The organism is Roseovarius sp. THAF27 (assembly GCF_009363655.1).
In the GTDB taxonomy this organism is placed as follows: Bacteria; Pseudomonadota; Alphaproteobacteria; order Rhodobacterales; family Rhodobacteraceae; genus Roseovarius.
In genome coordinates this window covers 1260726-1280894 of sequence record NZ_CP045393.1, presented here as the reverse complement: position 1 = coordinate 1280894, position 20169 = coordinate 1260726, and the positions used below count along the sequence as shown (strand labels likewise).

Here is a 20169-nt window from a genome sequence, read left to right as displayed (position 1 = left end):
ATCGCGGCAACCGTGATCGGTGTTTGCCTTTCCCTCGGCGGTAAGCTGCTGTAGAATCCACGTGCGGCAGGGGGCTACCCCTGCCGGGTCCGTGGTGCCAGAGCGTTGTGAATGAAACCGAATTTTGCCCTGACCCTGTCCTTCGAAGGCATCAGCCTTCTGCATCGTGCCTTCCCCGGTTGGCACATGGTGGGCGAGGTCAGTCTCGACAGCAGCGACCTCGCCGGTGCGCTGTCCGACCTTCGAAACCGGGCCGGGCAACTCGACAGCAACCCGATCCGCTCCAAGCTGGTCATCCCCAACGACCAGATTCGCTTCCTGCAGTTCGATTCCGAAGGGCTCGAAGCGGACGAGATCGCCTCGGCCGTGCACCGCGCCCTCGATGGCGCGACGCCCTACGCGGTCGACGACCTTGCCTATGACTGGTCGATTTCCGCCGGGCAGGTGCATATCGCCGCCGTCGCCCGCGAAACCCTGGCCGAGGCCGAGGCCTTTGCCACCGAACACGGCTTCAACCCGCTTTGTTTCGTCGCCGCCCCCGAGGGCCGCGATTTCGTGGGCGAGCCGTGGTTCGGCGAGACGAAAAGCGCCCCGTCTCTCCTGCCCGAAGGCGGACGCATAGAGCGCGACACCGCCGCCATCCGGGTCATCGGCACGGCCCCGCTGCACGGCGCGGCGGCCCCCGCTTCCGGCGCCGCGCCAGAGGCCGCCCTCGAAGGCGCGACCGACGCCGCCGATGCCGCGCGCCCCCCCGCACCCGAGCCAGACTTGCCGCCCGAAGTGCCGCCCGCGCCGGACCCCGAGATCGAACCGGAGATTCAGCCCGATCCCGAGCCTGTGCCGGAGGTGCCTCCGACACCACAACCCGACATCCCGCCGGAGCCGGTGCCGCAACCGGACCCGGACATTCCGCCGAACCCGACGCCCGGCCCCGCGGTCGCGGAAACGGACGTGCAAGACGGTGACGGTGTCGCAAATGCCAGCACGGATCCGGACGCGAAAGACGAGCGCACCGACGCTGCCGGAAACACGCCCGCAGCGCCTGTCGCCTTCAGCTCGATCCGCGCGCAGCGGGACACGTTGCCGACCGCCCCGCGCCGCCTCAGCGGCGCGACCCGCGACGGCGCGTCGCCTGCCGCCGAGGCCCCGTCCCGAGAGACGCCGCGCGCCGAACCCACGCTGACGGCCGCGACGCCGTCCGTCACCGGCGCAGGCACTGGCACTGGCGCCGCCGCCAAGGTGACAGGCAAACCGCAAGACGCGCTGCCTGCCGATGCCGCCGCCCGGATCGGCGCCACGCTACGCGCCTCCGACGACACGCGCCTCACCCCACCCGATGCGGAGCCTTCCACCGCCGAGGGGCCGCCCGGGCGCGCGCACACAGATGTCGAGGACGACGGCAGCGATATTCCGCCGCCCCCCGCCTTCATGGCCGACCGCACCGGGCCCGCGCCGTTCGACCTTCCCGAAGACACCCCCAACGCACCCCTCGCCGCGCCTGCCGCCGAAGGCCAGGCCGCCGCGTCCTCCGGCGCCCTGTCGTTCTTCTCGCGCCGCAAAACGCCCAAGCCCGACAAACGTCAGCCCGCGCGCACCGACGCTCGCCCCTCGCCCGAGGCCCAACGCGAGCAGGAGCGCCAGCGCATGACCGTCTTCGGCGCGCGCAAGACCGCCTCCGTCGGGGGCAAGCCGCGTTTTCTGGGGTTGATCCTGACCGCGGTGCTGCTGATCTTCCTCGTGGGCGTGGCCGCCTGGGCGTCGATCTTCCTCGAAGACGGCATCTCCCGCGTCCTGCGCGGCAGTCCCGACCCCGCGGAACAGATCGCCGCGACACCCGACGCGGAGGTTCCGCCCGGCGATACCGACGGCGCCTCCGCCTCGAGTAGCGCCCAGACGGACGAGGGCGAAAGCGTTCTCGCCGCCCTGCCCGGCGTCACCTCCGATGGCGCCGAGACGCCCCGCGCCGACCCGCAGCCCGCGCCGAACCCGGCCGAACTGACCGAGCAACAGGCCCGCACGCGCTATGCCGTCACCGGCATCTGGCAACGCGCCCCCGACGCGCCCACCGATCCCGGCACCCAAAACCTCGACGATTTCTACCTCACCTCGATCGACCCCAAGGTCGTCGAGCAGGACGCAGTTGCCCTGCCCGCGCCCGAAAGCCTGCGCGGCGACACGCGCCCCGACACGCCGGCCGATCCCGCCGCCGCCGACACCATGTTCACCATGGACACGCGCGGCCTGGTGCAGCCGACGCCCGAAGGCGCGCTGACCCCCGATGGCGTTCTGGTCTATGCCGGTCAGCCCGCGCTCGTGCCGCCGGACCGCCCGGCAGAGACCCTGGCCCAACCGGGCGAGGACCCCGCCGAGGCCGCCGCCCGCATCGAGGCGCTCGAACGCATCGCCGCGTTGCGCCCCCGTGTCCGGCCCGGCGACCTGTCCGAAACCAACGAACGCGAAACCCTGGGCGGCCGCACCCGCAACGAACTCGCCACCCTGCGGCCCCGCCTGCGCCCGCAAAGCGCGCAGGAACTGGCCGAAGAGGCCGCCGCGGCCTCGGAAGCGGCCACCGAAGCTGCTGCCGCGACGCCCGATGTCATCTCGCCCGATCCCGATGCGGTCACCGCCGCGCTTCAGGCCGCCGCCGCGGTCCCGGCCCCCGATCCCTTCGCCGGGGCGACGGCCCAGGCGGTCAAGGTCTCGGCCAAGCCCAACGCGCGGCCCCGGAACTTCAACCGAATCGTCCAGCGCAGCCAGCGCCTGGCCGAACAGCAGGAAGCCCGCACCGCCGCCGTCGCCGTGCCTCGCAACCAGCGCATTTCGCCCAGCGGCCCGACGCCCACCACCGTCGCCCGCGCCGCAACCGAAAAGAACGCGCTGCGCATGCGCCAGGTCAATCTCATCGGCGTCTACGGCAGCAATTCCAACCGCCGCGCGCTCGTGCGCCTGGCCAATGGCAGCTACAAGAAGGTCAAGGTCGGCGACCGGCTGGATGGCGGGCGCGTCGCCGCCATCGGCACCAGCGAACTGCGCTACGTCAAATCCGGGCGGCAGGTGACGCTCACCATGCCGCGCGGCTGAGCCTCGGCGGCGCCCGCGCCGTTTCCTTCCGGCCTGAAAAATCCTCGCCGAGGGCTCCGACGACGACAATCCGGACCAACGCCCGAAAAAACACCTCCCGTGTCCTCGCGCCCGCACCAAGTCGTTTGCACAAGCGTCACCTGCGCCGCATACTCTGCCTCAAGGCGGTGCCCCGCCCGTGCTCCGAATTCCGCAAAGGACCCCGATGGAAGGATTTTTCTTTCAGGCCACCGTGTTTCTCGCAGCCGCCGTGATCGCGGTGCCCCTGGCCGCTCGTCTGGGGCTGGGATCGGTGCTGGGCTATCTCGCCGCCGGTATCGCCATCGGGCACATTCCGGGCCTGCTGGGCGGCCACGACGCCGAGGAATTGCAGCATTTCGCCGAATTCGGCGTGGTCATGATGCTCTTCATCATCGGGCTCGAGCTGGAACCCAGGGCGCTTTGGGACATGCGGCACAAGTTGATCGGGCTGGGCGGCTTGCAGATCACGCTCACCACGGCCGCCGTCATGGCGGGCTGCATGGCGCTCGGCGTGGTGTGGTCCGTGGCGCTGGCCATCGGCATGGTCTTCGCCCTGTCTTCTACTGCCATCGTCCTGCAAACCCTGTCGGAAAAGGGCCTGATGCAGACCGGCGGTGGGCGCTCGACCTTTTCCGTGCTGTTGACCCAGGACATCGCCGTCATCCCGATGCTGGCCTTCCTGCCGCTTCTGGCCCTGCCGAAAACCCCCGACATGATCCTGGGCGAGACCCTGCAACGGCTGGCCGACGAAGGCCACGCCGCCGAGGGCGACCATGGCGGTGCCCCCGCACAGGTGGCGCAGTCCATGATCGACAGCCTCCCGGGCTGGGGTGTCACGCTCCTGACACTGGGGGCGGTGGCCGGCATCATCATCTTCGGCGTCTATGCCACGCGACCCGTCTTCCGCTTCATTCACCACGCCCGCCTGCGCGAGATGTATACCGCGCTGGCGCTCCTGATCGTGGTGGGCATCGCCTTCGTGATGAGCCTCGTGGGCCTGTCGCCGGCCCTCGGGGCGTTCCTCGCGGGCGTGGTCCTGGCCTCGTCGGAATTCCGGCACGAGCTGGAAAGCGATATCGAACCCTTCAAGGGCCTGCTCCTGGGCCTCTTCTTCATCACCGTCGGCGCGGGTATCAACTTCTCGATCCTCTTCGCCTCGTTCTTCACCATCATGGGGCTGGCCTTTGCCGTCATCCTGATCAAGGGCGGCATCCTCTATGGTCTGGGGCGCATCTTCGGCCTTACGGGCCGCAACCTCTGGCTCTTCACGCTGGGTCTGGCTCAGGCCGGGGAATTCGGCTTCGTGCTGATCAACTTTTCCGGCCAGAACAACGTGATCCCGCCGGAACTGCGCGAAACCCTGCTGCTGGTCATCGCCATCTCCATGCTGATCACGCCGCTCTTGTTCATCCTCTACGACTACCTGTCGAACCGCATGACCGACCCGTCCGAGGCACAGGAAGCCGACGAGATCGACACGAAAGGCCCCGTGATCATCGCCGGCATCGGGCGCTTCGGGCAGATCGTCAACCGCATGGTCCGCTCCTCGGGGTTCGAAACCGTCGTTCTGGATCATGACCTTGCCGCCATCCAGCGGATGCGGCGTTTCGGCATCAAGGGCTTCCTGGGTGATCCCGGCCGGCCCGACCTCCTGCACGCGGCGGGCCTCGCCGATGCCAAGGTGCTCGTGGCCGCGCTCGACGATCCCGACGCCACGACCCGGCTCGTGGCCTTCGCCCGACGCGAACGGCCCGACCTGCACATCGTCGCCCGCGCCCGCGACCGCACCCACGTCTTCCGCCTCTACAAGGCCGGCGCTGACGACATCGTGCGCGAGCTTTTCGACAGCTCCCTGCGTGCCGGCCGCTACGTGCTTGAAAACATGGGACTGACCGAGTTTGAGGCGGCAGAGCTGCAAAAGACCTTCTACCACCACGACCGCGATTCTGTCCGCGACCTGGCGGCCCTGTGGGACCCCAATATTCCCACCATCCAGAACGGCGCCTACATCAAGCGCGCCAAGGAACTGGAGGCGGAATTGCAGACCATGCTGCTGTCTCAGCTGGAGGAAAAGGCCGCAGAGGACATCTCGGACGACCGCAAGGAGGCGTGAGCGCCTCATTCGCGCGGCCCAACACCCTCACGTCATCCCGGACCTGATCCGGGATCTCTCGGCGCAAGACACGAAAAGAAAAAGCCGCGCCCACCGGCACGGCCCTTCCGTTTCAGATGTCGGCTCGCATCACGCCGCGCGCGAGATCAATACCTCGTCGACTTCCTTGGCCGCCTGCACCTCGTCGCCACCGCTCACGGCAGCCACTTCGCGGGTCAGACGCTCCAGCGCCGCCTCATACAGCTGGCGCTCGGAATAGCTCTGCTCGCGCTGGTCGTCAGTGCGGTGCAGGTCGCGCACCACCTCGGCAATCGCGATCAGGTCACCCGAGTTGATCTTTTGCTCGTATTCCTGCGCCCGGCGCGACCACATCGCCTTCTTCACCTTGGCCTTGCCTTTCAGCGTGGTCATCGCCTTCGATACCACATCCGGGCTCGACAGGCTGCGCATGCCGATTTCGGTCGCCTTATGGGTCGGAACCCGCAGAGTCATCTTGTCCTTCTCAAAGGAAATCACGAACAGTTCCAGTTCGATCCCGGCGATATCCTGCTTCTCGATCGACATGATCTGGCCGACGCCGTGCGCAGGGTATACGACGTAATCGTCAGGGCGAAACTCGGACTTCTTCGATTTGCTCATTCAGGTTTTCCTCACAAGCTTCCCAGTTCAAACTTGGCGGAGCATCCCCTCGGCAGCGGGCCATCGGGGCGTGGCGTCAAGCACAAAGAAATCCACCTCCCATGCGTCAGCGCGGGCAGATGGATAATATATGGGCGGTGTCTACATTTGTAACGGTAGTGTATCACAAAAAAGGGGCCCCTGAAAGCGGACTCAGCAGGTCAGGCTGATTATACCTGCGGCGTCAGGTGGTTACCGCGCGTTCTTGTCCCAAAACCTGAGCCATCGATCGTTTGATCAAACGAATCGGTTTACGCCCGCAGCCCCTTGCGTCAGCCGCCTTCGCCCGGCGCTTCCGAGAAGTACTTCTCCAGCTTGCCGTCTTCGCCGTCACGTTCGTCCGCCTCGGGCAGCGGGTCCTTCTTGGTGACGATGACCGGCCACATCTCGGAGTATTTCCGGTTGAACTCGACCCATTTCTCCATGTCCGGCTCGGTGTCGGGACGGATCGCGTCGGCGGGGCACTCGGGCTCGCAGACGCCGCAGTCGATGCATTCGTCGGGGTGGATCACAAGCATGTTCTCCCCCTCGTAGAAACAATCCACGGGGCACACCTCCACGCAGTCGGTGTATTTGCACGCGATGCAATTGTCATTGACGATATAGGTCATCTTTCGCCCCGGTCGTGATCTCCTCGCGCTGACCTAATCCAGTCCGGCTGATCATTCAAGCGCCAGACGCCCTTCCGCGGCGCACTATCGCGTTTCCTGATCCATCTTGCGGCGATCCTTTTTCGTCGGCCGCCCCTTGCCTTCGTAACGCGGGTTCAGCGGCTCGGTCGCATGGTCGCGCGGCTTCGGCGGATCGAGATCGTCGTACAGCGCCCGCGCTTCCGGCGCCGGCCCCCGCCTTTCGCCCACCGCGACGATGCGGATCACCCGGATGTCGCGCTCCTTCGGAAACGTCAGTACATCGCCCGGCTTCACCGACGACGATGCTTTCGACACCCTTTGCGAGTTGACCCTCACATGCCCGCCCGTGACCAATTTCGTGGCCAGGCTGCGCGTCTTGAAGAACCGCGCGTGCCAAAGCCACTTGTCCAGCCGTATCTTCGGCTGGCCCGCGTCACTCATGTCACGACTTGTCCTTCAGCCCCATCAGGGCGGCGGCAAAGGGGTTGTCAGGGTCGATCTTGTCTTTCTTGGCAGGCTTCGAGGAGAAGCTCTTGGCGCCCTCCTCGCGGCGCGGCTTGCCCTTGCCTTTGGGCTTGCCGCCCTTGGGCCTCGGCTTGCCACCCTGCGGCTTGCCACGCCCCTCGCTGCGGGCCTTCGCCGCGCGCCCGGCCCAAGTGAACGTGTAGAAGACCTCCATCTCGGTCTCGTCCTTGGCCGCATCCGGCACGTCACCGACCGGCACCTCGGTCTCGGACATCTCGGGAATATCCGGCGCGACCTCCGGTTCCTCGGGCGGCACCTCGGTGACGGGCGCAAGACCGTCTTCGGCGATCTTTTCCACCGCCTCCTCGGCGGTCGTAACCTCGTCCGGCGCGCCCGTCTCCGACGGCTCCGGCGCGTCGTCCAGCGCCGCATCCACCGGCTTGACCTTCTCGCGCTCGCCCTGCTCGGCCTTGTAGCCAAGGCCCTGCATCAGGTCGGCGAACTGTTCCAGCGTCATGCCGGTGATTGACAGCATATCAGCGTTGGCCTCGAACCCGCCGCGGCTGTCCTCGGACCGCAACATATCCGCCAGCCGCTCCAGCATGTCGATCCGGATGGCCCGCTCGCCGGCGGCGCGATATCCGGACATCGAGTGATACCCTGCCGGCGCACTGGTGCCGGCGGGCACCGTCACCAGACCCGGCGGTGGCGCCTCGGGGAACTCTTGCAGCCCCATCTTCAGCGACCACAGCACCAGCCGCAGACGCGTCGGCGCGGGCTTCAGCAAAAGCGGCATGAAAATCGTAAACTGGCCGAAGCGCACACCATGCTTGCGCAACTGCCCACGCGCATCCTGGTCCAGCGCCTTGACCTCGTCGGCCACCTCGCCGCGCGGGATGATCCCGAAATTCTCGACCAGCTGAAAGCCGAAGCCCCGCGCCAGCCCGCTCAGTTCCTCGTCGCGCTGGATGTTCAACAGCGGCTCGAACAGGGTCGCCACCTTGCGGTCGATGAAATGCTGCAGCCGGCGCTGCACCTTCTGCATCACCTCGGGCCCGGCGGTGTCGTCGACAAAGGCCTCGACCTGCGGTTTCAGCGGATCGGCACCGGCCACCAGCTTGCCGACAGCACTTTCGCCCCACATCAGGCCACCCTGCTCGGTGAAATCGATCTCGGTATCGGGCGCGTTATAGAACTTGTCCGCCCGCAGGTGGAAATGCGGCGCAAGGGCTTGCAGGCTCGCCTGCGCCACCGCCTTGGCCTCCTGTCCGCCCGACGTCTTGTCCTGGCGGAACCGGAACCCTTCCAACCGACCGACGAATTCGCCCTCGACGGTCACTTCACCCTTGTCATTCACTTCGGCCACGATGGCGTCCTTCTGCTTGAGCCGCCGCATCAGCACGCTGGTGCGCCGGTCCACAAATCTTTGCGTCAGCGCGTCATGCAACGCGTCCGACAGGCGGTCTTCTACAGCGCGGGTCGTTTCGCGCCAATGGTTTTCGTCCCCGACCCAGCCCTTTCGCTGGGCAACATAGGTCCATGTGCGGATATATGCCAAACGCTTGGAGAGCGTGTCGATATCCCCGTCCGTCCGGTCGATCCGCGCCACATGCCCGGCCAGCCACTCCTCGCCGACCCGGCCATGTTCGTGCAGGTCACTGAATATACGCTCCAGCAGCCCCGCATGTTCCGCATGGCTGATCCCGCGAAAGTCCGGAACCCGGCACACATCCCACAGCAGCCGCACCGAAGCGCCGTCGCTGGCCCGTGCCGCAATCTCTGCATCTTCGGCCAGCGTGCGCAGCACGACGAGGTCATCCGCCTCGCGGGCGCGCACCAGCCAGTCGTTCTCGGGCTTTTGTTCCAGCGACGCGATCAGCGCGTCGACCGTCCCGAATTGCAGCGCCGCGTTGCGCCATTCCACCTTGCGAATGGGGGTAAAGCGATGGTCCATGATCGCCTGCGCCATATCGTCGGGCAGCTCCGGCGCCTCGCCCGTCACCCCGAACGTGCCGCTGGTCATGCCGCGCCCCGCGCGCCCGGCGATCTGGCCCAGCTCGTTGGGCGCAAGGTTGCGCATCCGCCGCCCGTCGAACTTCGTCAGGGACGAGAACGCGACGTGATTGATGTCCAGGTTCAACCCCATGCCGATCGCGTCGGTGGCCACCAGGTAATCCACGTCGCCATTCTGGTAAAGATCCACCTGCGCGTTGCGCGTCCGGGGGCTCAAGGCCCCCATCACGACCGCCGCACCGCCCTTCTGGCGGCGCAGCAGCTCGGCAAAGGCATACACATTCTCAACCGAAAACCCCACGATGGCCGAGCGTGCAGGCATCTTGCTTATCTTTTTCGAACCTGTGTAGGTCAGCTGGCTCATCCGCTCGCGGCCGACGAACTCCACCCCCGGAACCAGCGCCGCAATCGCCCCGCGCATGGTGTGCGCCCCCAGAAACTGCGTCTCCTTCTGGCCCCGCATCCGCAAAAGGCGGTCGGTGAACACGTGCCCCCGCTCGGGGTCGGCACACAGCTGGATCTCGTCCACCGCCACGAAATCCGCGCCCATCCCTTCGGGCATCGCCTCGACCGTGCAGACCCAATATTGCGTCCGCGGCGGCACGATCCGTTCCTCGCCGGTGACCAGCGCCACCACCGACGGGCCACGCACCGCGACGATCTTGTCATAGACCTCCCGCGCCAGCAGGCGCAGCGGCAACCCGATCACGCCGGTGCGATAGCCCAGCATCCGTTCGATCGCGAAATGGGTCTTCCCGGTATTCGTCGGGCCCAGGACCGCCAGGATCCTCGACTGCTCGCCCATGGGACTTGCCCCTTGTCTTTGCTGTGCTTACAGGTCCCGGCCGCCGATCTCGCGTTCGACCATCGGCAGCACCTGCGCCACGTCTTGATGATGCGGATGCAGCGCCAGCACAAGGTCGAATGCCTGCTTGGCCTTCTCGTAATTCTCGACGTGGTAGAGGATACCGCCCAGGCTTGCGATGGCGTTGTAATGGCGCGGATTCAGCGCCAGCGCCCGCTCGATGTCCGCCAGCGCGGGGCCGAACAACTCGGCATCGGCATAGGCCATCGCCCGCATGTGAAACCCTTCGGCAAAATCCGGCGCATGATCGGTCAGGGCGGTGAAATGCTCGATCGCGGCGTTCGTGTCGCCCGCCTCCAGCGCGTCGCGCCCACGTTTCAGCAACAGGTCCGCCGTGGCCGAGCCTGACCGCGTCCAGGCCAGCTCGATTTCCTTGGAAATCCGGTTCGCCTCGCGCGGTTCGGCCTCTTTCAACTGCTCGAAAAGCGGATCAAGCGCCGAATCCTGCGCCATGCCGGGTAAGGAAAACATGACTAACGGCAAAACTGCCGCGACGATATATTTGGAAAGTCGGTTCATAACGCCCATAACGTACCCAGTTTAGCGCGCATGGCCGGGAATCAAAGCCCCCGGTCGATCAAATCTGGAGGAACTGACATGAGCGACGTAACCAAATCCGCGGTCGAGGCCCTGTCCGCCAAAATGAACGGCAGCTTCGACGGCAGCGCAAAGTTCGTGATCGAGAACGAAGGCTCCATCGTGATCGACGAATCCGGCGTGCGCGAAGGCAATGACGAAACCGACGTCACCATGACCGCCGACGCCGACACGTTCCAGTCCATCCTCGATGGCGATCTCGACCCCACGGCCGCCTTCATGTCCGGCAAACTGGCCGTCGATGGCGACATGGGCACCGCGATGAAACTCGGCTCGGTCCTGTCGTAACACCTATGCTGACGGACGCGCCCTTCTTTGCCGATATTGCCGATGGCCCCGACGGTGGCCGCGCCTTCTGGTGCGACACCGCCGACGGGGTGCGCATCCGCCTGGGGCTCTGGCGCCCGCAGCAGGACGCCGGCGAAAGTGCAGGCACGCTCCTGCTCTTTCCCGGTCGCACCGAGTATATCGAGAAATATGGCCGCACCGTCCGTCACTTCGCCGCCGCGGGCCTGACCACGCTGGTCGTCGACTGGCGCGGCCAGGGCCTGGCCGACCGTCTGATCGAAGACAAGATGTCGGGCCATGTCCTGCATTTCGACGATTACCAGCACGACGTCACAGCCATGGTCGACGCCGCGCGGCAGTTGGACCTGCCCAAACCGTGGTTCGTTCTGGGCCATTCCATGGGCGGCGGCATCGCGCTCAAGTCGGTGATGGACGGCCTGCCGGTGGCGGGCGCGTCCTTCTCGGCGCCGATGTGGGGCATCCGCATCTCCGCCGCGCTCCGCCCCGTCGCCTGGTCGCTGGGCTGGAGCAGCCGCAGCGTGGGGTTCGATCACGTCTACGCCCCCGGCACCTCGCCGCAAAGCTACGTGCTGGCCGAACCGTTCGAGACAAACCGCCTGACCACCGACGTCGAAAGCTATCAGCACATGATCGCCCAGGTCACCGCGCACCCGGAACTGACCATCGGCGGCCCGTCCCTGCGCTGGCTCTACGAATCGCTGATGGGCACACGCCGCATGTGGCGCCGCCCGTCGCCCGACCTGCCCTGCCTGTGCCTTCTGGGGTCCGAGGAGGATATCGTCGACGTCTCCCGCGTGCATGATCGCATGTCACGCTGGCCCGGCGGCGAACTGGAAATCGCCCGGGGCGCGCGGCACGAGGTGCTTCAGGAAGCGCCCGGGATCCGCGACGCCCTGATCGGCAAACTGATCGACTTCTACGCAAGCGTCAGGGATCGGCGCGCACCGTCTGGCGCTGACGCCCAAGCCCCTGGATCTCCAGCTCCATCACGTCGCCAGGCTTGAGATAGCGCTTGGGGTCCCGCCCCATGCCCACCCCCGGCGGCGTGCCGGTGGCAATGATGTCCCCGGGCTCCAGCCGCATGACCTCGCTCAGATGCGCGATGATCTGCGCGACGGTAAAGATCATGGTCGACGTGTTGCCGGTTTGCATCCGCTCGCCACTTACATCCGCCGACATATCAAGACTTTGTATGTTGCCCACTGCCTCCGGCGTCACCAGCCAAGGCCCGACCGGCCCGAACGTGTCGCAGCTCTTGCCCTTGGTCCATTGCCCGCTGCGCTCGATCTGGAAATGCCGCTCCGAGACGTCGTTGACGATGGTGTAACCCGCCACATGATCCAGCGCCTCGGCCTCGGTCACATATTTCGCCTCGCGCCCGATCACCACGCCAAGCTCCACCTCCCAATCCGCATGGGTCGACCCGCGCGGCAGGACCACGTCGTCATCCGGACCGACGATGCTTGACGTGGCCTTCATGAAAACAACCGGCTCTGCGGGCGGCTCGATCCCGATCTCCGCGGCGTGGTCGCTGTAATTCAGCCCGATCCCGATCAGCTTGCCAATCCCGGCAACCGGCGGCCCCAGCCGCGGCGTGCCCTCCACCAGCGGCAGCTTTTCCGGGTCCAGTTTCGGCAAGGCCCCCAGCACGGCACCCGAAATATCCGCCACCACGCCGCTCAGGTCGCGCACCCGACCTTCGGCGTCCAGCATTCCCGGCTTTTCCCGCCCCGGCTCTCCGTATCTGACAAACCGCATGGCATCCCCCCTGTCGCTTTTGCGTGACCATACCGGGACTCCAAGTGACGGCAAGCCTTCATCCTCTGGCCACCGCCTGCCGGCACGCTAACTCCCCCGCATGGTTCTGCAATTCAAACCCCAGGGCATCTACTGCCCCGCCGGCGATTTCTTCATCGACCCGTGGCGCCCCGTGGACCGGGCGCTGATCACCCACGGCCATGCCGACCACGCCCGGCCCGGCCACGCCCGCTATCTCTCCACCGCCGCCGCGGCGCCCGTCATGCGCCACCGCCTGGGCGAGATCACCCTCGACACGGTCGACTATGGCGAGACACGCCGGATCGGCGATGCACGCGTCTCGTTCCACCCCGCAGGCCACGTTCCCGGCTCCGCCCAGATCCGGGTCGAGGTCGAAGGCGAGGTCTGGGTCGTCTCCGGCGACTACAAGACCGAGGCCGACCGCCTGTCCGAGCCGTTCGAGCCGGTGCGCTGCCACAGCTTCATCACCGAATGCACCTTCGGCCTGCCGGTCTTTACCTGGACGCCCGAAGAAGATGCGGCGCGTCAAATCAACGACTGGTGGGCCGCCAACGCCGCCGCCGGCACGTTTTCCCTGCTCGGCGCCTACTCGCTGGGCAAGGCGCAGCGCGTCCTGTCGCTGCTCGATCCCGCCATCGGCCCCATCCTGACCCACGGTGCGGTGGAAAACACCAACGCCGTCCTGCGCGACCAGGGCCTCGCCCTGCCCGACACGCTTCACGTCACGCCCGACCTCAAGGCCAAGGGCCATCCCGGCGCGCTCGTGCTCGCGCCACCCTCCGCCCTGGGCAGCACATGGGCCCGCCGCTTCCGCCCGGCCTCCACCGGCTTCGCCTCTGGTTGGATGCGCCTGCGCGGAGTGCGCCGCCGCCGTGCCGTGGATCGCGGCTTCGTCATGTCGGACCATGCCGACTGGCCCGGTCTGATCTCTGCCATCAAGGCGACCGGCGCGGAAAACATATACGCCACACATGGTTACACCGATATCTTCGCGCGATACCTGAATGAGGAAGGCTGGAACGCCCAAGTTGTCCCCACAGAGTTTACCGGCGAGTCCCTCGACTCAGCCGATGACGATCAGGCAGGAGACTCAGCGGCATGATCCGACTTGCTGCCCTGCTCATTCTGCTGGCCGTTCCTGCCGCCGCCCAGCCTGTCTGCGTCTGCCTCAAATGCCTCACAGGCCCCTTTGACAGCTACTGGGCGCCCGCCGGCTCCATGAAGCCCACTATCCTGCCCGGCCAGTGCTTCATCAGCCGAACCGATGTCACACCCGCAGACCTTGTCCCGGGCGCCGTAATCACTTTTCGGCACCCGGTCACCGGCAAGGCCTTTTTCAAGCGCATCGTCGCCACCGCAGGCCAGACTGTCCAAATGCGTTCGGGCCGTCTCTTCATCAATGACGCGCCCGTCCTAACTGAGGAGTCCGGTCCCTTCACCGAACCGAACATACCGCAAGGCCCCGGCGGCGCCCGTCCGCGATGTTCCAACGCCCCGGTGGCGGACGGTGCAGACTGCCTCAAGAACATGCGCACCGAAACGCTGGGCGGTACGGCCCATTACATTCTCGACATCGGCCCGGGCCGCCTTGACGACACACAGGTCTTCACCGTGCCGGCCGGCCATCTCTTCGTGCTCGGCGACAATCGGGACAACTCCATCGACAGCCGCGTGCCGCAAGCCGTTGGGGGCCTCGGCTTCATCCCGGTCGAAAACGTCACAGGCATCCTCGAAGAGGTGCGCCCGTGAAACGCTTCACCGCTCTTTTCACCACGCTCGACCAGACCACCAAGACGAACACCAAGGTCGCCGCGCTGGCCGAGTATTTCGCCACCGCGCCCGACGCCGACAAGCTCTGGACCGTCGCGCTCTTTTCCGGCCGCCGCCCCCGCCGCGCCATCACCACGACGAAACTGCGCGAATGGGCCGCCGAACGCGCCGGCATCCCGCTCTGGCTCTTCGAGGAAAGCTACCCCATCGTCGGAGACCTGTCGGAAACCATCGCCCTCGTCCTGCCGCCTCCCGCCCGCGACCATGACGACAGCCTCGCCACCTGGATCGCCCGCCTCCGCGCCCTCGACGTCGAGACCGAAGAGGCCCGCAAGGCGGCCATTCTCGATGCCTGGGACCAGATGCAGCCCCATGAACGGCTGGTGTTCAACAAGCTTCTGACGGGGGGCTTCCGCATCGGCATCTCGCGCAAGCTGATGACCCGTGCCCTGGCACAAGCCACCGACCGCGACGAGGCCGAGCTTGCCCACCGTCTCATGGGCGACTGGACGCCCGACAGCACCTCCTGGCACGCGCTGATCGAGGCGCATGACGCCACCGCTGACCTCTCCCGACCTTATCCGTTCTGCCTCGCCTATGGCCTCGACGACGAAGAACCCGAGTCGCTGGGCGATCCCTCCGACTGGCTGGCCGAGTGGAAATGGGACGGCATCCGCGGCCAGCTGATCCTGCGAGGGGGCGAGCATTTCACATGGTCCCGCGGCGAAGAACTGATGACCGACCGCTTCCCCGAACTGGCCCGCGCCCGCGAGTACCTGCCGCCCGGCACCGTGCTCGACGGTGAAATCCTGGCCTGGCAGGACGAGTGCCCGATGTCCTTCAACGCTCTGCAAAAGCGCATCGGGCGCAAGACCGTGCCGAAAAAACTGCTGAAAGACGCCCCTGTCATAATCTACGCCTACGATTTGCTAGAGAAAAACGGCACCGACCTGCGCGGAACACCCTTTGCCGAACGTCGCGCCCGGCTCGAAACCCTGCTGCAAGACCTTCCGCCCGAGGCCCCCATTCGCCAATCCCCGCTAATACGTTTCCAGTCGTGGGACGATCTACGCGAGATCCGCGCAAAAGCCAGGGACGCGCGCGCTGAAGGCTTAATGCTCAAGCGCAAGGGGTCGCCGTACCATTCGGGCCGCAAGAAAGGCGACTGGTGGAAATGGAAACTCGATCCCCTGACCATCGACGCCGTGATGATCTACGCCCAACAGGGCAGCGGCCGGCGCGCCAACCTTTTCACCGATTTCACCTTCGCCGTGCGCGACGGCAACGACCTCGTGCCCTTCACCAAGGCCTATTCCGGCCTCACCGACACCGAATTTCGCAAGATCACCGCCTGGGTGCGCAAGAACACCCTGCAACGCTTCGGCCCCGTTCGGCAGGTGAAGGCAGAGCACGTTTTCGAGATCGCCTTCGAGGGCATCATGGAATCCACCCGCCACAAATCCGGCGTCTCGCTGCGCTTCCCCCGCATGAAACGCTGGCGCCACGACAAACCGGTGCAGGAGGCCAACACGATCGAAGACCTCCGCGACATGCTAACCCACTACGGCTAAAGAAAATTCGTACGAATTTTCTCCCCCAAGATTATTCGTACGAATAATCTACCCCGCTCACCGCAACAAATCATCCTCGAACGGAAAGCGCGAAAGCAGCTCCACGCCCGTCTCGGTGATCAGCACCTGCTGCTCCAGTTTCACGCCCTCCGTGCCGCCCTCGGCACCGATATAGCTCTCCACGCACAGCGTCATGCCGGGCGCGATCACGCCGTCATAGCCCGCATCCGGGAAATCCCCGTGGTGATAGAGGTACGGATACTCCCCCGTCATTCCGCAGCCATGCGCCGACAGGTAATAGCGGTTGGCGTAATACTCTTCCGGGATGTCCCAGGCCGCGTCGGCATAGTCGCGGAACGTCATGCCGGGCCGCAGGATGCCCATGTTGTGATGCACCTGCTCATACGCCACCTTGTACAGCTCGCGCTGTGTGGCGTTCGGCTTGCCAGGCCCCGAATGGAAGGTGCGCGAGAAATCCGAATAATAGCCGTGGCACCCCACCACGTCCGTATCCAGCGCAATCAGTTCATTCACCCCAATCACGTTCTCGCTCGTCTCCTGGAACCACGGGTTCGTCCGCTCCCCGGCATTCAGCAGGCGGGTCTCCACGTAATCCCCGTTCTGCGCGATGATCGACTGGTGCAGCACCGACCACAATTCCGCCTCGGTCATCCCCGGCCGGATCGCCGCGCGCAGCTTGGACACGCCGATCTCGGTCGCCCGCAGCGAGGCATTGACGCATTTCATCTCTTCCGCCGACTTGATTGCCCGCGCCATTTCGACTGGTTCCTGCGCATCCACGATCCTCAGCCCCGCATCGCGCAGCGCAATGGCACTCCCGGCATTCAGCCGCTCGATCCCCAGCGTCGCCCCCTTGCCCACCAGCGAGGTCACCAGGTCCGCCATCTCGGCGGCCCAGGCCCGTTCCCGCCTGGCAATATCCGGCCCCGCCGCCACGAAACTCGCCGTGCGCGCGGCGCGCACCTCGTCGATCGTCTCCAGCCCGTCAGCCAGATGCGCGCAGCCGGTGAACTCGAACAGGATCGAGCGGCTTTCAGTCAGCAGCAGGTACCGCGACGGCGCGTTCCGCTGGCTGAACACCTGCATGTTTCGCGCCCCCGTGGCATAGCGGATGTTGACCGGATCGGACAAAAGAACCGCCGCGATATCCCGCTTGCGCATCTCCGCCCGCACCCGGCCCAGCCGGTAGCCGCGCACCGCCACAAGGTCGATCCCCTCATCCTCCGGCGCTCGGTCCAGCAGAGCCAGCTCCGCAAGGTCCGCGCGTTCCGCGTGCCAGTCCAGTTCCGCCATGTCATCCTCCTCGGGGTCACGTTTTGTCATTCCATATCCGACCAAGCGCACCTCGAAAACGCTGGAAATTCTCACGCTCATGGATAACCTGGAGGAATGAATCAGGACCGCCGAGACCTTCCCCCGCTGGAAACTCTCATCTTCTTCACCACCGTGATGAAACGCGGCGGCTTCTCCGCCGCCGCGCCCGAGCTCATGGTCTCCCAGGCCGCCGTCAGCAAACGCATCCGCCAACTCGAAGACTGGCTCGGCACGCCGCTCTTCGACCGCGGCGCGCGCCACGCGGTGCCCACCGACACCGCCCGCCGCCTGGAAGAGCCCGTGCGCCTCGCGCTCGACTACCTGACGGCATCCCTCGATACGGCCCGTGTCACCGACACCCGCACCCTCCAGATCGCCGCCAACGGCGCGGTCTCGATGTTCTGGCTCTACCCGCGCCTCCAGGCCTTCGCCACCAGCCCGGATGCCTGCAATGTCAGCGTGCTCACCGCCGACGACCCCAGTGCCCTCACCGCCGACACGCTCGACCTCGCCATCCACTACGGCGACGCACCGCCGCCCGGCTGGACCGGCACACCCCTTTTCAACGAAACGATCACCCCCGCCGCCACGCCCGCCATCGCCGCCACCTTTTCCGACCGGCCCGATCTGCCCCTGCTGGACTATCCCCGTCTCGCACCCGACTGGATCAACTGGCGTATCTGGCACGACCGCAAGCCCGGCTCTCCCCTCTCCGCGCGCCCCGTCGAGACCTGCCGCAGCTATGGCCATAGCATCGGCCGCGCCCTGACCGGCGATGGCATCGCCCTGGCCAGCCTGCCTATGCTCGACACCCTCGTCAGCAGCGGCCAGTTGGTCCCGGTTGGCGACGACACCCTGACCACCACCCGCCGCTACTGGCTGAACCACCGTGTGACCGCGCCGCTCTCGCCCAATGCCCTGCTCCTGCACCGTGCCCTTGCGGGTCCCGACACCGTCTGAGGCGCGCCGCGGCCCTTGCCAATCGGCCCCGCGTCCAATCCACCGCTTGAGCCTGCCCGCCCCGCCCCTATGTCTTGGCCAGCCACGCATTTGAGGAGACCCGCATGTTCCAGCTTCCCACCCCCGCCTTCGACGTCAACGCCGGCTCCGGCTCCGGCAATCTGGGCGACCTGCCGGAATGGAACCTCGACGACCTCTACACCGGGCAGGACGCGCCCGAACTCAAGCGCGATCTCGACTGGCTGGAACAAGCCTGCGCCGACTTCGCCGCCGACTACGAGGGCAAGCTGGCCGACCTCGACGCGGCGGGCCTCCTCGAATGCATCCAGCGGAACGAAAAGATCTCGTCCATTGCGGGCCGCATCATGTCCTTCGCCGGCCTGCGCTATTACCAGCTGACCACCGATGGCGAGCGCGCCAAGTTCCTCTCCGACTGCCAGGAAAAGATCACCAATTACACAACGCCGCTGGTCTTTTTCACCCTCGAACTCAACCGGCTCGACACCGACACCCTTTTGGCGATGTATGCTGAAAACGCGGATCTGGCCCGCTACGCCCCGGTCATCCGCCGCATCCAGGCGATGAAGCCCTACCAGCTCTCCGACGAGCTGGAAAAGTTCCTGCACGACCTCGGCGTCGTCGGCGACGCCTGGGAACGCCTCTTCGACGAGACCATCGCCGGCCTCACCTTCGACGTCGACGGCGAGGACCTGGGCATCGAATCCACCCTCAACCTGCTCACCGAACAGGACCGCGCCAAACGCGAATCCGCCGCCCGCGAACTTGCCCGCACCTTCCAGGCCAATATCCGTACCTTCGCCCGCGTCCACAACACCACCGCCAAGGAAAAAGAGGTCATCGACCGCTGGCGCGGTATGCCCACACCCCAGACCGGGCGGCACCTTTCCAACGATGTCGAGGCCGAGGTGGTCGAAGCCCTGCGCAACGCCGTGGTCGACGCCTATCCCAAGCTCAGCCACCGCTACTACGAATTGAAACGCAAGTGGCTCGGCCTCGACCGGATGCAGGTCTGGGACCGCAACGCCCCCTTGCCGATGGAGGCGCCGCGCAAGATCGACTGGCCGGCCGCCCGCGGCATGGTCATGGACGCCTATTCCGATTTCGACCCGCGCATGGGCGACCTGGCCGAGCCGTTCTTTGACAAGGGCTGGATCGACGCCGCCGTCAAACCCGGCAAGGCCCCCGGCGCCTTCGCCCACCCCACCGTGACCGACGTGCACCCCTACGTCATGTTGAACTACCTCGGCAAACCGCGCGACGTCATGACGCTGGCGCATGAACTCGGCCACGGCGTGCACCAGGTGTTGGCCGCCGAACAGGGCGAGCTTCTGTCGTCCACCCCCCTCACCCTTGCCGAAACCGCATCCGTCTTCGGCGAGATGCTTACCTTCCGCAAACTGCTGGATGCCGCCAAGGACAATGCCGAGCGCAAGGTGCTGCTGGCCGGCAAGGTCGAGGACATGATCAACACCGTTGTCCGCCAGATCGCCTTCTACGATTTCGAATGCAAGCTGCACGACGCCCGCCGCGGCGGCGAGCTGACCGCCGAGGACATCGGCGCCCTCTGGATGTCCGTGCAGGGCGAATCCCTCGGCCCCGCCTTCGACTTCATGGACGGCTACGAGACCTTCTGGGCCTACATCCCCCACTTCGTCCACTCGCCCTTCTACGTCTACGCCTACGCCTTCGGCGACGGGCTGGTGAACGCGCTCTATGCCGTCTACGAGGAAAATCCCGCAGGCTTCCAGGACAAGTATTTCGACATGCTCAAGGCAGGCGGCTCGATGCACCACAAGGAACTTCTGGCCCCCTTCGGCCTCGACGCCTCGGACCCGGCCTTCTGGGACAAGGGCCTCAGCATGATCTCCGGCTTCATCGACGAACTGGAGGCGATGGAGGACTGAACCCTGCCCCGCCCACGCGGCCCCCACAGTCTGCGCACCCGTTTCAGACGCGCCC

At 66.1% G+C, this 20169-nt stretch carries 16 protein-coding genes; 9 read left to right on the top strand and 7 right to left on the bottom strand.

All coding sequences use genetic code 11. The features are described 5' to 3' along the window. Nucleotides 1–111 precede the first annotated feature (111 nt). Entirely contained in the window at nucleotides 112–3081 is a 2970-nt protein-coding gene (locus FIU89_RS22215) for a hypothetical protein (RefSeq protein WP_172978043.1), read from the top strand. A 205-nt stretch (nucleotides 3082–3286) separates the two neighbouring features. Further along, nucleotides 3287–5215 (top strand): cation:proton antiporter, encoded by a 1929-nt coding sequence (locus FIU89_RS06370; protein WP_152491822.1) that lies wholly within the window; start codon nucleotides 3287–3289, stop codon nucleotides 5213–5215. Nucleotides 5216–5344: 129 nt separating this feature from the next. Here FIU89_RS06370 and FIU89_RS06365 read toward each other — a convergent pair whose 3' ends face one another. The 5 genes from FIU89_RS06365 to FIU89_RS06345 all read right to left on the bottom strand — a co-directional run bounded on the left by FIU89_RS06365 (nucleotide 5345) and on the right by FIU89_RS06345 (nucleotide 10339). After that, nucleotides 5345–5854, bottom strand: coding sequence for a CarD family transcriptional regulator (locus FIU89_RS06365; RefSeq protein WP_103762416.1), 510 nt, complete (start codon nucleotides 5852–5854; stop codon nucleotides 5345–5347). Nucleotides 5855–6165: 311 nt separating this feature from the next. Further along, a complete protein-coding gene (fdxA, locus tag FIU89_RS06360; protein WP_152491821.1) occupies nucleotides 6166–6504 on the bottom strand; it encodes a ferredoxin FdxA in 339 nt (112 codons plus the stop codon). 84 nt (nucleotides 6505–6588) lie between these two features. Continuing rightward, on the bottom strand, nucleotides 6589–6966 hold the full coding sequence (locus FIU89_RS06355) for an RNA-binding S4 domain-containing protein (protein ID WP_152491820.1): 378 nt from the start codon (nucleotides 6964–6966) through the stop codon (nucleotides 6589–6591). Between the two features lies 1 nt (nucleotide 6967). Continuing rightward, entirely contained in the window at nucleotides 6968–9808 is a 2841-nt protein-coding gene (locus FIU89_RS06350; RefSeq protein WP_152491819.1) for a helicase-related protein, read from the bottom strand. A 27-nt stretch (nucleotides 9809–9835) separates the two neighbouring features. Beyond that, nucleotides 9836–10339, bottom strand: a complete 504-nt coding sequence (locus FIU89_RS06345; protein ID WP_172978042.1) for a tetratricopeptide repeat protein — start codon at nucleotides 10337–10339, stop codon at nucleotides 9836–9838. Between the two features lie 126 nt (nucleotides 10340–10465). On the opposite strand from FIU89_RS06345, the gene FIU89_RS06340 reads away from it, so the two are divergent. Both FIU89_RS06340 and FIU89_RS06335 read left to right on the top strand, forming a co-directional pair. Further along, nucleotides 10466–10753, top strand: coding sequence for an SCP2 sterol-binding domain-containing protein (locus tag FIU89_RS06340; protein WP_152491817.1), 288 nt, complete (start codon nucleotides 10466–10468; stop codon nucleotides 10751–10753). A gap of 5 nt (nucleotides 10754–10758) precedes the next feature. Beyond that, entirely contained in the window at nucleotides 10759–11778 is a 1020-nt protein-coding gene (locus FIU89_RS06335) for an alpha/beta fold hydrolase (RefSeq protein ID WP_368373288.1), read from the top strand. On the opposite strand, the gene FIU89_RS06330 is transcribed toward FIU89_RS06335, so the two are convergent. Next, nucleotides 11702–12532, bottom strand: a complete 831-nt coding sequence (locus FIU89_RS06330; protein WP_152491816.1) for a fumarylacetoacetate hydrolase family protein — start codon at nucleotides 12530–12532, stop codon at nucleotides 11702–11704. The genes FIU89_RS06335 and FIU89_RS06330 overlap by 77 nt on opposite strands. 100 nt (nucleotides 12533–12632) lie before the next feature. Between FIU89_RS06330 and FIU89_RS06325 the strand changes: the two genes are divergently transcribed. From FIU89_RS06325 to FIU89_RS06315, 3 genes are read left to right on the top strand one after another with little or no spacing between them, the layout of a single operon-like run. Next, the gene (locus FIU89_RS06325; protein ID WP_152491815.1) at nucleotides 12633–13655 is read left to right on the top strand and encodes a ligase-associated DNA damage response exonuclease; all 1023 of its coding nucleotides are present in this window, start codon (nucleotides 12633–12635) and stop codon (nucleotides 13653–13655) included. Then, nucleotides 13652–14302 (top strand): signal peptidase I, encoded by a 651-nt coding sequence (gene lepB, locus FIU89_RS06320; protein WP_152491814.1) that lies wholly within the window; start codon nucleotides 13652–13654, stop codon nucleotides 14300–14302. Before FIU89_RS06325 ends, lepB begins: the two co-directional genes overlap by 4 nt. Then, entirely contained in the window at nucleotides 14299–15894 is a 1596-nt protein-coding gene (locus FIU89_RS06315; RefSeq protein WP_152491813.1) for an ATP-dependent DNA ligase, read from the top strand. Before lepB ends, FIU89_RS06315 begins: the two co-directional genes overlap by 4 nt. Before the next feature lie 57 nt (nucleotides 15895–15951). Here FIU89_RS06315 and FIU89_RS06310 read toward each other — a convergent pair whose 3' ends face one another. Continuing rightward, nucleotides 15952–17238 (bottom strand): Xaa-Pro peptidase family protein, encoded by a 1287-nt coding sequence (locus FIU89_RS06310; RefSeq protein WP_216647054.1) that lies wholly within the window; start codon nucleotides 17236–17238, stop codon nucleotides 15952–15954. A 66-nt stretch (nucleotides 17239–17304) separates the two neighbouring features. On the opposite strand from FIU89_RS06310, the gene FIU89_RS06305 reads away from it, so the two are divergent. After that, nucleotides 17305–18189 carry a LysR family transcriptional regulator gene (locus tag FIU89_RS06305; RefSeq protein WP_152491812.1) on the top strand — a complete coding sequence of 295 codons (885 nt, stop codon included), beginning with the start codon at nucleotides 17305–17307 and terminating at the stop codon, nucleotides 18187–18189. Nucleotides 18190–18293: 104 nt separating this feature from the next. Then, on the top strand, nucleotides 18294–20114 hold the full coding sequence (locus FIU89_RS06300; protein ID WP_152491811.1) for a M3 family oligoendopeptidase: 1821 nt from the start codon (nucleotides 18294–18296) through the stop codon (nucleotides 20112–20114). Nucleotides 20115–20169 lie beyond the last annotated feature (55 nt).

Coding starts and splice junctions, on each gene's coding strand:
- FIU89_RS22215 (WP_172978043.1), top strand. CDS start 112: ATGAAACCGAATTTTGCCCTGACCCTGTCCTTCGAAGGCATCAGCCTT.
- FIU89_RS06370 (WP_152491822.1), top strand. CDS start 3,287: ATGGAAGGATTTTTCTTTCAGGCCACCGTGTTTCTCGCAGCCGCCGTG.
- FIU89_RS06365 (WP_103762416.1), bottom strand. CDS start 5,854: ATGAGCAAATCGAAGAAGTCCGAGTTTCGCCCTGACGATTACGTCGTA.
- fdxA (WP_152491821.1), bottom strand. CDS start 6,504: ATGACCTATATCGTCAATGACAATTGCATCGCGTGCAAATACACCGAC.
- FIU89_RS06355 (WP_152491820.1), bottom strand. CDS start 6,966: ATGAGTGACGCGGGCCAGCCGAAGATACGGCTGGACAAGTGGCTTTGG.
- FIU89_RS06350 (WP_152491819.1), bottom strand. CDS start 9,808: ATGGGCGAGCAGTCGAGGATCCTGGCGGTCCTGGGCCCGACGAATACC.
- FIU89_RS06345 (WP_172978042.1), bottom strand. CDS start 10,339: ATGTTTTCCTTACCCGGCATGGCGCAGGATTCGGCGCTTGATCCGCTT.
- FIU89_RS06340 (WP_152491817.1), top strand. CDS start 10,466: ATGAGCGACGTAACCAAATCCGCGGTCGAGGCCCTGTCCGCCAAAATG.
- FIU89_RS06335 (WP_368373288.1), top strand. CDS start 10,759: ATGCTGACGGACGCGCCCTTCTTTGCCGATATTGCCGATGGCCCCGAC.
- FIU89_RS06330 (WP_152491816.1), bottom strand. CDS start 12,532: ATGCGGTTTGTCAGATACGGAGAGCCGGGGCGGGAAAAGCCGGGAATG.
- FIU89_RS06325 (WP_152491815.1), top strand. CDS start 12,633: ATGGTTCTGCAATTCAAACCCCAGGGCATCTACTGCCCCGCCGGCGAT.
- lepB (WP_152491814.1), top strand. CDS start 13,652: ATGATCCGACTTGCTGCCCTGCTCATTCTGCTGGCCGTTCCTGCCGCC.
- FIU89_RS06310 (WP_216647054.1), bottom strand. CDS start 17,238: ATGACAAAACGTGACCCCGAGGAGGATGACATGGCGGAACTGGACTGG.
- FIU89_RS06305 (WP_152491812.1), top strand. CDS start 17,305: ATGAATCAGGACCGCCGAGACCTTCCCCCGCTGGAAACTCTCATCTTC.
- FIU89_RS06300 (WP_152491811.1), top strand. CDS start 18,294: ATGTTCCAGCTTCCCACCCCCGCCTTCGACGTCAACGCCGGCTCCGGC.